This is a genomic window from Escherichia sp. KTE52 (assembly GCF_000408325.1).
Lineage (GTDB): Bacteria > Pseudomonadota > Gammaproteobacteria > Enterobacterales > Enterobacteriaceae > Escherichia > Escherichia marmotae.
The window spans coordinates 1,284,263-1,296,479 of the sequence record NZ_KE138680.1; the positions used below are offsets into that span (position 1 = coordinate 1,284,263).

General features: G+C 52.7%; 11 protein-coding genes. 5 read left to right on the top strand and 6 right to left on the bottom strand.

The window, feature by feature from the left end; translation table 11 throughout:
* Positions 1–30 precede the first annotated feature (30 nt).
* Positions 31–1,575, bottom strand: coding sequence for a 2,3-bisphosphoglycerate-independent phosphoglycerate mutase (gene gpmM, locus A1SC_RS05560; RefSeq protein WP_001517465.1), 1,545 nt, complete (start codon positions 1,573–1,575; stop codon positions 31–33).
* A gap of 244 nt (positions 1,576–1,819) precedes the next feature.
* Between gpmM and A1SC_RS05555 the strand changes: the two genes are divergently transcribed.
* The 5 genes from A1SC_RS05555 (at position 1,820) to cysE (ending at position 5,092) form a co-directional block, all read left to right on the top strand.
* Positions 1,820–2,251, top strand: coding sequence for a rhodanese-like domain-containing protein (locus tag A1SC_RS05555; RefSeq protein WP_001517466.1), 432 nt, complete (start codon positions 1,820–1,822; stop codon positions 2,249–2,251).
* Positions 2,252–2,390: 139 nt separating this feature from the next.
* Positions 2,391–2,642 carry a glutaredoxin 3 gene (grxC, locus tag A1SC_RS05550; protein ID WP_000024387.1) on the top strand — a complete coding sequence of 84 codons (252 nt, stop codon included), beginning with the start codon at positions 2,391–2,393 and terminating at the stop codon, positions 2,640–2,642.
* 62 nt (positions 2,643–2,704) lie between these two features.
* Positions 2,705–3,172 (top strand): protein-export chaperone SecB, encoded by a 468-nt coding sequence (gene secB / locus A1SC_RS05545; protein WP_000003377.1) that lies wholly within the window; start codon positions 2,705–2,707, stop codon positions 3,170–3,172.
* On the top strand, positions 3,172–4,191 hold the full coding sequence (gene gpsA / locus A1SC_RS05540) for an NAD(P)H-dependent glycerol-3-phosphate dehydrogenase (RefSeq protein ID WP_001517467.1): 1,020 nt from the start codon (positions 3,172–3,174) through the stop codon (positions 4,189–4,191). The genes secB and gpsA overlap by 1 nt, the downstream gene beginning before the upstream one ends.
* 79 nt (positions 4,192–4,270) lie before the next feature.
* On the top strand, positions 4,271–5,092 hold the full coding sequence (gene cysE / locus A1SC_RS05535; RefSeq protein WP_001277564.1) for a serine O-acetyltransferase: 822 nt from the start codon (positions 4,271–4,273) through the stop codon (positions 5,090–5,092).
* Between the two features lie 55 nt (positions 5,093–5,147).
* On the opposite strand, the gene trmL is transcribed toward cysE, so the two are convergent.
* From trmL to A1SC_RS05510, 5 genes are all read right to left on the bottom strand, one after another.
* Positions 5,148–5,621 carry a tRNA (uridine(34)/cytosine(34)/5-carboxymethylaminomethyluridine(34)-2'-O)-methyltransferase TrmL gene (gene trmL, locus A1SC_RS05530; protein ID WP_000932355.1) on the bottom strand — a complete coding sequence of 158 codons (474 nt, stop codon included), beginning with the start codon at positions 5,619–5,621 and terminating at the stop codon, positions 5,148–5,150.
* A gap of 47 nt (positions 5,622–5,668) precedes the next feature.
* Positions 5,669–6,859 carry a quinone-dependent L-lactate dehydrogenase gene (gene lldD, locus A1SC_RS05525; protein ID WP_000586943.1) on the bottom strand — a complete coding sequence of 397 codons (1,191 nt, stop codon included), beginning with the start codon at positions 6,857–6,859 and terminating at the stop codon, positions 5,669–5,671.
* On the bottom strand, positions 6,856–7,632 hold the full coding sequence (gene lldR / locus A1SC_RS05520; protein WP_001517469.1) for a transcriptional regulator LldR: 777 nt from the start codon (positions 7,630–7,632) through the stop codon (positions 6,856–6,858). The genes lldD and lldR overlap by 4 nt, the downstream gene beginning before the upstream one ends.
* Positions 7,632–9,287 carry an L-lactate permease gene (gene lldP, locus A1SC_RS05515; protein ID WP_001055313.1) on the bottom strand — a complete coding sequence of 552 codons (1,656 nt, stop codon included), beginning with the start codon at positions 9,285–9,287 and terminating at the stop codon, positions 7,632–7,634. The genes lldR and lldP overlap by 1 nt, the downstream gene beginning before the upstream one ends.
* Before the next feature lie 408 nt (positions 9,288–9,695).
* Positions 9,696–12,217 (bottom strand): YadA family autotransporter adhesin (locus A1SC_RS05510; protein WP_016262727.1); only part of this gene is annotated, 2,522 nt, incomplete at its 5' end.

Here is a 12,217-nt window from a genome sequence, read left to right on the forward strand (position 1 = left end):
ATTAATCGCCTTTCCCCTCATGGGGAGGGATTATTCCACGATGAACAGCGGCTTACCAGTCATCTCTTGCGGGATTTCCATACCCATTAAAGAGAGCATGGTCGGCGCGATGTCAGAAAGTTTGCCACCTTCAACCGCTTTCACGTTCTTATCGCCAACGTAAATCAGCGGAACAGGCAGGTTGGTGTGCGCCGTGTGCGCCTGACCGGTAGCCGGATCGCGCATCTGTTCAGCGTTACCGTGGTCAGCGGTGATCAGCAGTTGACCGCCAACAGATTCAACGGCTTTCGCCACTTCATCCACGCAGTGATCCAGCGCTTCTACCGCTTTAACTGCCGCTTCCATCACCCCGGTGTGACCTACCATGTCGCCGTTCGGGTAGTTACAGATGATGGTGTCGTATTTGCCGCTCTTGATTGCCGCAACCAGTTTTTCGGTCAGTTCTGCGGAGCTCATTTCCGGTTGCAGGTCGTAGGTCGCGACTTTCGGTGAGTTGATCAGAATGCGATCTTCGCCTTTGAACGACTCTTCTACGCCGCCGTTAAAGAAGAAGGTGACGTGGGCATATTTTTCGGTTTCGGAAATACGCAACTGAGTTTTGTCATTTTTCGCCATCCACTCACCGAAGGTGTTAACCAGAGAGGCTGGTGGGTAAGCCACTGAGGTTTTGATGTCGGCGGCGTATTCGGTCAGCATCACGAAATCAACGTTAACCACTTTCTTACGGGCGAAACCGTCGAAATCAGCGTTAACGAACGCGCGGGTGATTTCACGGGCACGGTCAGCACGGAAGTTCATGAAAATCAGTGCGTCGCCGTCTTCCATTGCTGCATCTGGCTGGCCTTCGGCACGGATGACAGTCGCTTTCACGAATTCATCGTTTTCGTCACGAGCATAAGCGGCCTGCAAACCGGCAACGGCGGTATCAGCCTGGAATTCGCCCTGCGCCAGAGTCAGCAGGTCATAAGCTTTTTCAACGCGATCCCAACGGTTGTCGCGGTCCATCGCGTAGTAACGACCAATAATGGACGCTACGCGGCCTTTACCCAGTGCGGCAAATTTCTCTTCGAATTTTTTCAGAGAAGCTTCAGCGCTGCGCGGTGGGGTGTCGCGACCGTCGAGGAATGCGTGCAGATAGATTTTTTCTGCGCCACGTTCAGCGGCCAGTTCTACCATTGCCATGATGTGATCTTCGTGGCTGTGTACGCCGCCTGCGGAGAGCAGACCCATAATGTGTACAGCTTTGCCCGCGTTTTTCGCTTTATCTACCGCGCCAGTTAGCACCGGGTTAGCGAAGAACGCGCGATCTTTGATTTCAACGTCCAGACGAGTCAGGTCCTGATACACGATGCGGCCGGCACCCAGGTTAACGTGACCTACTTCGGAGTTACCCATCTGACGGTCAGGCAGACCGACTTCCAGACCGGAAGCGTCGATCAGGGTATGCGGACGATTGGCCCACAGTGCATCCATTACCGGGGTTTTTGCACTAAAAATGGCGTTATCCTGCTGTTCTTCGCGATAGCCATAGCCATCCAGAATCACCAGTACCATAGGTTTTTTAGAAACCGACATTGCGACAACCTCATACTCAAGAGTCAAAATTTGCGTAATTTTACTACAGCTGAATCGATAAAATAGCCTCTGAAGATCAAATTATGACGCCGCACAGTGAAAGCCGGGGGCTGATTTGCGATTTTTTTTCGTAGCGCCCCGCAAAATTGCATTCCAGTGCACGCGCTGGCTGTATTTGCTGCAACGCGCAGGTATACTCCTTTCCTGGTTTTTTTAATCACTACGTCGGGAGTTGTTACCCCCCATGCAAGAAATTATGCAATTTGTCGGCCGCCATCCCATGCTGAGTATCGCCTGGATCGCGTTACTGGTGGCGGTCCTGGTTACTACGTTCAAAAGCCTGACCTCGAAAGTGAAGGTGATTACACGTGGTGAAGCGACGCGTCTGATCAACAAAGAAGACGCTGTGGTTGTGGATTTACGCCAACGTGATGACTTCCGTAAAGGCCATATCGCTGGCTCTATCAATTTGTTGCCGACCGAAATCAAAGCCAACAATGTTGGTGAGCTTGATAAGCACAAAGACAAACCGGTTATCGTGGTTGACGGTTCTGGCATGCAGTGCCAGGAGCCAGCAAACGCGCTGACGAAAGCTGGGTTTGCGCAAGTATTTGTGCTGAAAGAAGGCGTAGCTGGCTGGGCTGGCGAGAACTTGCCTCTGGTGCGCGGCAAATAATTTACCTGTCGTTTTTTATGCCGCTGATAGTTAGCTGCAATTATGCCCCCAGTGACTTATTGATATAAGCTTCTGGGGATATTCTATTTTGTCGCTACCCTGCAACATAAAACAACAGGTAAAAAACAGGAGCTAAATTATGGCCAATGTTGAAATTTATACCAAAGAAACCTGCCCTTATTGCCATCGTGCGAAAGCATTGCTGAGCAGCAAGGGCGTGAATTTCCAGGAACTGCCGATTGATGGCAACGCCGCTAAGCGTGAAGAGATGATCAAACGCAGTGGCCGCACCACGGTTCCGCAGATTTTTATTGACGCACAGCACATTGGCGGCTGTGACGACTTGTATGCATTGGATGCACGTGGTGGACTGGATCCTCTGCTGAAATAACGTGTGAACGTTGGCATTACATTGCGCAGTATTTAAGGACAACACTTAAGGGTTTTCTACACATGTCAGAACAAAACAACACCGAAATGACTTTCCAGATCCAGCGTATTTATACCAAGGATATTTCTTTCGAAGCGCCGAACGCGCCGCACGTTTTCCAGAAAGATTGGCAGCCAGAAGTTAAACTTGATCTGGATACGGCATCTTCCCAACTGGCAGATGACGTTTACGAAGTGGTACTGCGTGTTACCGTAACGGCATCCCTGGGCGAAGAAACCGCGTTTCTGTGCGAAGTTCAGCAGGGCGGTATTTTCTCCATCGCGGGTATCGAAGGCACCCAGATGGCACATTGCCTGGGCGCATACTGCCCGAACATTCTGTTCCCGTATGCTCGTGAATGCATCACCAGCATGGTATCCCGCGGTACATTCCCGCAACTGAACCTTGCGCCGGTTAACTTCGATGCTCTGTTCATGAACTATTTACAGCAGCAGGCTGGCGAAGGTACTGAAGAACATCAGGATGCCTGATGAACCAACGTAATGCTTCAATGACTGTGATCGGTGCCGGCTCGTACGGCACCGCTCTTGCCATCACCCTGGCAAGAAATGGCCACGAGGTTGTCCTCTGGGGCCATGACCCTGAACATATCGCGACGCTTGAACGCGACCGTTGTAACGCCGCGTTTCTCCCCGATGTGCCTTTTCCCGATACGCTCCACCTTGAAAGTGATCTCGCCACTGCGCTGGCAGCCAGCCGTAATATTCTCGTCGTCGTACCCAGCCATGTCTTTGGTGAAGTACTGCGGCAGATTAAACCGTTGATGCGTCCTGACGCGCGCCTGGTATGGGCAACCAAAGGGCTGGAAGCGGAAACCGGGCGTCTGTTACAGGACGTGGCGCGCGAAGCGTTAGGCGATCAAATTCCGCTGGCGGTTATCTCTGGCCCCACTTTCGCGAAAGAGCTGGCAGCAGGTTTACCAACGGCTATTTCGCTGGCCTCTACCGACCAGGATTTTGCTGACGATCTCCAGCAACTGCTGCACTGCGGCAAAAGTTTCCGTGTCTACAGCAACCCGGATTTCATTGGCGTGCAACTTGGCGGCGCGGTGAAAAACGTCATTGCGATTGGTGCGGGGATGTCTGACGGTATCGGTTTTGGGGCGAATGCGCGAACGGCGCTGATTACCCGTGGCCTGGCTGAAATGTCGCGTCTGGGCACGGCGTTGGGTGCCGAGCCAGCCACCTTTATGGGCATGGCAGGCCTGGGTGATCTGGTGCTTACCTGTACCGACAACCAGTCGCGTAACCGCCGCTTTGGCATGATGCTCGGTCAGGGCATGGATGTACAAAGTGCGCAGGAGAAGATTGGTCAGGTGGTGGAAGGTTACCGCAATACGAAAGAGGTTCGCGAACTGGCGCATCGCTTCGGCGTTGAAATGCCAATAACCGAGGAAATTTATCAAGTATTATATTGCGGAAAAAACGCGCGCGAGGCAGCATTGACACTATTAGGTCGTGCACGCAAGGACGAGCGCAGCAGCCACTAAACCCAGGGAACTTTTGTTACCGCTATGACCCGGCTCGCGCAGAACGGGCCGGTCATTACCTCATCGTGTGGAGTAAGCAATGTCGTGTGAAGAACTGGAAATTGTCTGGAACAATATTAAAGCTGAAGCCAGAACGCTGGCGGACTGTGAGCCAATGCTGGCCAGTTTTTACCACGCAACGCTACTCAAGCACGAAAACCTGGGGAGTGCATTGAGCTATATGCTGGCGAACAAGCTGTCATCGCCCATTATGCCTGCCATTGCTATTCGCGAAGTGGTTGAAGAAGCTTATGCCGCCGACCCGGAAATGATCGCTTCTGCGGCCTGCGATATCCAGGCGGTGCGTACCCGCGACCCGGCAGTCGATAAATACTCAACGCCATTGTTATACCTGAAAGGTTTTCATGCCTTGCAGGCGTATCGCATTGGTCACTGGTTGTGGAATCAGGGCCGCCGTGCACTGGCAATTTTCTTGCAAAACCAGGTATCTGTGACGTTCCAGGTCGATATCCATCCGGCGGCAAAAATTGGTCGCGGTATCATGCTCGACCACGCGACGGGCATCGTCGTTGGTGAAACGGCGGTAATTGAAAATGACGTGTCGATTCTGCAATCCGTGACGCTCGGTGGCACAGGTAAAACCAGCGGCGATCGTCACCCGAAAATTCGTGAAGGCGTGATGATTGGCGCTGGTGCGAAAATTCTCGGCAACATTGAAGTTGGTCGTGGCGCGAAGATTGGCGCAGGTTCCGTGGTGCTGCAACCAGTGCCGCCGCATACCACTGCCGCTGGCGTTCCGGCGCGTATCGTCGGTAAACCAGACAGCGATAAACCGTCAATGGATATGGATCAGCATTTCAACGGCATTCACCATACGTTTGAGTATGGCGATGGGATCTGATGTCCTGTGATCGTGCCGGATGCGATGCTAACGCATCTTATCCGGCCTACAGTAACTAATCTCTCAACACCGCCCCCGGATACCCCAACTGCCGCCAGGCTTCATACACCACCACCGACACCGCATTGGACAGGTTCATGCTGCGGCTGTCCGGCACCATTGGAATACGAATTTTTTGTTCAGCGGGCAGGGCGTCAAGGATGGTTGCGGGTAAGCCACGTGTTTCCGGGCCGAACATCAGATAATCGCCATCCTGATAACTTACGGCGCTATGTGCGGGCGTACCTTTAGTGGTAAGGGCAAACAGACGCTGGGGATTTTCCGCCTCAAGAAACGCGCTATAGTCATGATGACGCGTAACGGCGGTAAATTCGTGGTAGTCCAGCCCCGCGCGGCGCAGGCGCTTGTCGTCCCAGGCAAATCCCATCGGTTCGATGATATGCAGACGAAAGCCGGTATTAGCGCAAAGACGAATGATGTTGCCAGTGTTTGGCGGAATTTCTGGTTCGTAAAGTACGATGTTTAGCATACTGCCCCCTTAGTGCGGGGGCAGGATAGCAGATATTAATCTAACCCTTAAGCTGCATTCCCTTTCGCCATCGGAGCCAGTGCCGCAGGCAACTCTTTACCCAGCCCCTGAACCAGCGAGTCTTCCGTGATTTCGCTAATTGATTTCGCGCCAGTCAGCGTCATCGCCACTTTCATCTCTTTCTCGATCAAATTCAGCAAGTTTGCTACGCCCGCCTGGCCCGCCGTGGCCAGTGCATACAGGAAAGCACGGCCCAGCAGTACGGTATCGGCACCGAGTGCGATCATACGCACAACGTCAAGCCCGTTACGAATGCCGCTATCCGCCAGAATCGCGATATCGCCTTTCACCGCATCTGCAATAGCAGGCAGTGCGCGGGCGGAAGAGAGCACGCCATCCAACTGACGACCGCCGTGGTTAGAAACTACAATGCCATCCGCGCCAAAACGGACTGCATCACGGGCATCTTCCGGATCGAGGATCCCTTTGATCACCATCGGGCCATCCCAGAAATCACGGATCCACTCAAGGTCTTTCCAGGAGATGGATGGATCGAAGTTATTCCCCAGCCAGCCGATGTAATCTTCCAGTCCGGTCGGTTTACCGAGATAAGCTGAGATATTACCTAAATCATGCGGACGACCGTTCAGGCCCACATCCCAAGCCCATTGCGGATGAGTCACCGCCTGCAAGTAGCGGCGCATTGCGGCATTCGGACCGCTCATACCCGAGTGTGCGTCACGGTAGCGTGCGCCCGGCGTTGGCATGTCAACGGTGAAAACCAGCGTCGAACAACCCGCGGCTTTTGCCCGTTCCAGCGCGTTACGCATAAAGCCGCGATCGCGCAGCACATAAAGCTGGAACCACATTGGGCGTTTGATGGCCGGTGCAACTTCTTCAATCGGGCAAACGGAAACCGTTGAGAGAGTAAACGGAATGCCATGCGCATCTGCCGCTTTTGCTGCCTGGACTTCGCCGCGACGCGCATACATGCCGCACAAGCCCACCGGAGCCAGCGCTACTGGCATCGACAATTTCTCATTAAACAGCGTCGTTTCCAGGCTTAAGTCAGACATGTTTTTCAGAATGCGCTGGCGCAGCGCCACGTCGGACAAATCTTCTACATTACGGCGCAGGGTGTATTCAGAATATGCGCCGCCATCCATATAGTGGAACAGGAACGGCGGCAGAATGCGTTGTGCGGCGGCGCGATAATCGCTGGCTGCGGAAATAATCATGCGTTTTTCTCCCTCGAATGCTCATGATGCTCACCGGGCAGGCGGGTAATGCGTGCGCGGCGTGCCTGATCTTCATCGAATCGTTTTATGGTGGTGTGGACAAAACTGAGATGCGCCATCATCGCTTTACGCGCACCGTCGGCATCACCAGCAAAAATGGCGTCAATGACTGCCTGATGCTGTTCAGTCAGTTGCGAAAAAACGGGCGGAACCAGATACATCCGCTGGCGACTTTGCATTACCGAGGACTGCAGGACATCAAAGAAACCGCGCATGGTCTGTAGCAGAACAATGTTATGTGAGGCTTCGGCAATCGCCAGATGAAAACGAACGTCTGCTTGTGAGGCGAGGTCCGGGTCTTCGCTGAGCGTTGCCTCAAAGCAAAGCTGAATTTTCTCTTTGTCGCCAGGCGTGGCGCGCATCGCCGCATGCCAGGCGGTGCTGGCTTCAATGGCGTAGCGGGCTTCCAGAATATCGAAGCTGTAATCCGGATCATCGGCCATCAGCGTTTTCAGTGGTTGGACGATGTTTTGCTCCGACCATGCATCATGACGCCAGCGAATAAACGTCCCGCCGCCGCGTCGGCTGAGCAGCACGCCTTCGCTTACCAGTTTTGCCAGCGCCTCGCGTAATGAATTACGCGACACGCCGAGCTGCATCGCCAGTTGACGTTCAGCGGGCAACTTCATGCCCGCCTCCAGATTTTTTTCATCAATCAGCGCCCGCACACGATCTGCTACCTCGTCTGACAGGCGTCTGGGTATAACCATCATTAAGGAATCATCCACGTTAAGACATAGGCCTGCAGCGTGGTGATCACGCCCACCATACAGGTGAAGATCAGGCTGTGTTTGACAGTAAAGCGGAACAAATCAGACTCTTTGCCAACCAGGCCTACTGCCGCACAGGCGATGGCGATAGATTGCGGAGAGATCATCTTGCCGGTGACGCCGCCGGTAGTGTTGGCTGCAACCAGCAACAGGTCAGAGACGCCAATTTGTTGTGCTGCTGTGGCTTGCAGAGCGGCAAACAGGGCGTTAGATGATGTATCCGAGCCGGTCAGGAATACACCCAGCCAACCAAGGAATGGCGAGAAGAAGGTGAATGCGTGGCCGGTGTGTGCCAGAGCCAGCGCCAGTGTTGACGACAACCCGGAATAGTTCGAAATAAAGGCGAACGCCAGCACCATACCAATGGAGTAGATGGGCAGCGCCAGCTCTTTCAGCGTGTTGCCGAAGGTGCTGATAGCGTCAGACGGTTTCATTTTCAGCCAGATAACAGAGAGCAGCGCAGCAAACAGAATGGCGGTGCCGGTGGCAGAGAACCAGTCGAACTTAAACACGGCTGCATAGGCGGTGGCTTCGCTGACCACCGGCGGCATACGAGCAACCAGTTTATCGAGGTACGGCACCGGAATGTTGATGACCCACTCATACAGCGCTCCGCCCGAAGCGAACAGGGCTTTAAACGGTGGAATACTCCACAGTGTTACGGTGGCGGTCAGGAACAGGAACGGTGTCCAGGCACGCAATACCTGACCTGCGGTGTAACCGGTGTGAGCCAGCGTCATATCAACCTGTGACGCCCCCAAATCACCGAAGCGGAAAACGCGCACCGGCTGCCAGCGTTTGAGGAACAGTGTCAGGCAGAGTAGCGATACCAGCGAAGAGATAATGTCCGGCAGTTCCGGCCCAATGAAGTTGGAACTGAGGTACTGTGCGATGGCAAACGAACCACCCGCAACCACGACCGCAGGCCAGGTTTCTTTGATACCGCGCCAGCCGTCCATAATTGCCATGATCCAGAACAGCACGATAATAGTCATAAATGGTAGCTGGCGGCCTACCATCTGGCCAATCTCAAAGCTGTCGATGCCTGTTACCTGCCCGGCAACCAGAATCGGAATACCCATTGCGCCAAATGCCACCGGTGCGGTGTTAACAATCAGGCACAGCCCAGCGGCGTACAGTGGTTTAAAGCCCAGACCGACCAGTAAGGCTGCGGTAATCGCGACCGGTGCGCCGAAGCCTGCAGCCCCTTCGAGAAATGCGCCGAAACAGAAACCGACGATCAGCATTTGCAGGCGCTGGTCAGGGGTTATTGAAAGAATGGACGAGCGGATGATGTCAAACTGCCCGGTTTTCACCGAGATCTTATAGACGAATACCGCTGCAATAATAATCCACGCGATCGGCCACAGGCCGTAGAAGAAGCCATAAACCACGGAGGCCAGCGCGTTGGCGACCGGCATTTTATAGAACAGTAAAGCTACCGCCAGAGCGATAGTGACCGTCCAGGTGGCGGCGACGTATCCTTTCAGTTTGAGCTTAATCAGCGCAAAGAAGAAAAACAGGATGGGAAGCGATGCTATCAGGCTGGAAAGCCAGATATTCCCGGCGGGATCATAGTTTTGTTGCCAGAGATTCATTGCAGGTCTCCTGGAGGCCACGCACATCGTGTAATGAGTCTGTTGCTCATCTCCTTGTCACACGTTGTGTAAAAGTGGCACTGCCAATTTTGTTGTGTAGGGATAATGACAACGAATGGTTAACTAAATGTTATGCAATGGCAACGTTAATGTGAGTTTGAATTGATGAACTGTGAACCAGAGGCCAGATAAGGGAAGAATTGGTAGGGCCAATTTGGGGTGAGGAAGGTGTCTGGTAAAGAAAAGGGCAATCCTCATCAGAGAATTGCCCGCAGATTGTTGACCTGGTGCACCTTATTTTGCCGGATGCGGCGTGAACGCCTTATCCGGCCTACAGGAATTTGTGGAATCCCCCTGTAGGCCGGATAAGCGTAGCGCATCAGGGTTTACCCATTCGTTAATGGATAATTACCACTGAATACCGGCACCGAGTGCGGCGGAGTATTCGCCCTGGCTATTGGTACTACCTTGTAATTTGTAGACCCAACGACCGTTGGCACTCACCATTGATACACCTAAAGCAACAGCCGATTCACCGTTATAAGTACCGCCACCAATAGAAGCCATGCTGGCACCTGGCGTGTAGGCCTGAGGCAGACCAGTCATCGCCATTGCCGAAGCGATACCACCGCTCATTTTTTTCTCTACGCCCTTCACTTTGTTATCCATTTCAACCATTTTCTGGTCTGTGTAGCTATTGGTATCCTGGATACTTTGTTTTAGCTGTGCGTAGTTAACCGCATCGTGATCGTTCACAGCGGCTGACACATTACTGATTTGCGTCGTGCCCCCCTTACCATCACCCAGGTTTAACGTACTGTAGTTAATCGTACCGTCTTCATTCGTACTGTAACGAACACCACCCTCAGTGGACGATTTCAACTGTGCGACGTTCACTGCATCAGTGTCATTTTTACCGGCAGCAACATTGGTGATGCGGCGCTGATTAGTTGATGACCCCACAGATATGGTATTAGTTTCATCGGCGATCGAACCTGTACCTAAGGCTACACTGTTATCTGCAGCAGCGATTGATCCTGAACCGATAGCGACGCTGTCCGCCCCCTGTGCATTGGCATCCGCACCGGTTGTATTTGCCTTGAAGTATTTCGTACTTCCGGTAGTAACAATATCGCCAATACCATTCTCGATGTTGGTAACACGGGTATCGAGATTGCTCACCTGATTGTTCAGGTTATTGATACTGGTCGTGTTGATCTCAACGCGCGCATCCGTCACTTTCAACTGGCCAACATTAACCGCATCGGTATCCTGTGAGCCCGCTGCCACATTAGTGATTTGCCTCTGACCATTGGTGCTGCCTACAGAGAATTCACCCACCGAGTTTTGCGGGGCATCCATATTGTAAGCGGTATAGTTGCTTTGGGCCCCAACGGTGGTTTGAGAACCATTACCCATTGCAATGCTGTTAGCATGGTTCGCGCGAGCACTGGAACCGATAGCGATACCGTTAATTGCGTCCTGTACCACTAAGGAGCCAAAACCAATACCAATTCCGGCATCACCATTGACCACTGTTTTTGCACCCATCGCCAGAGAGTCCGTCCCAACGGCCAGTGAATCCTCTTCTTTCGAGTTTGAGTGGAAGTACTTAGCAGGAGTGCTTGCAACTGAACCTATCGCATTTTGCAACTGACGGACAGTGACGACGTCATGAGCCTCTGAACCATCTGCGACGTTAATGATTTGGCGATAACTTTCACCATCTTTACCTACAGATAGCGCACCGAGTAATTCGCCATCAGTGGTGTCATAACCAATGACAACCCCGTTTTCCGTTACGCTGCCAGAACGGGAGCCCTTGACGATGACACGGTCAGAGGTTGAGCCACTGCCCAGTGCTATACCGGAGTCGATCGAGCTGACACTGTCTCGACCAATAGCGAGGCTGTTTTCACCCGATGCGGTCGCGTTATAACCCAACGCGGTAGAGCCGACGCCCGCTGCGCTGGCATCTATAAAGGTCAAGCCGGTATCGTTTGTACGGACGTAATTTACACCTGCACCATGCTCTTCAATATAGGTCGTACTGGTGTCGCCAGCGAGCTGGTTAATCATATCGCTATTCTGGTTGATGAGCACATTTGTGGCATACAACTGAGAACCATTAACCGCATCGGTGCTATCAACCGCCACGTTACCGGCTTTTACATTAGTGATTTTACTGGTGGTATCACCATCGTGGGCCGCACTAAAGGCACCTGCGTTATCATCCCAAATCATTGCATCATCAAGCGTCGAGTCTATCGCGCTCAGTGCATCACCTACATTATCGTAGTCAGTATTAGCGATAGTATAGGCTGGTGCGTTGATTGTGCCGTCAGCATTAACAGTGGAACCACCGCCAAGAATGTCACTAATAGAGTTGCTTACATCATAGAGCTGTCCACCGTTCACTGCGTCTGCGCTGTCTTTAGAAATTGAACCGGCGGCGACGTTAGTGATTTTACTGGCACTACCACCATGACTGGCTGTGAATGTGCCTGTTTTGGCATCCCAGGCAAGGGCATCACCGAGTGAGGCTACAACTGAGGAGTCAATAGCGGCTAATGCTTCACCTACGTTATCGTAATCAGTGCCCCCGATATTATAGGTTGGTCCAGTAAACACGCCGCTTGAATCAACAGAGGCATTTCCACCCAAATAGTTAGCGATAGAACTGCTCAAACCATACAGTTGTCCGCCATTTACGGCATCGGTACTTGACGACGATAGTGTTCCCGCCGCCACATTAATGATTTTGTTGGTGGTGCTGGTGCCGTGTTTGGCACTGAACGCCGTACCATTCCACTGCAGGGAATCATCTTCCAGACCCGTGATTGTGGTGTTGATATCCGCGACATCATCAGTCAGGTTGGTGATGTTGGTGGTGTTGGTGGCAACGTTATCGTTTGTCGTTTTCAGTTGCG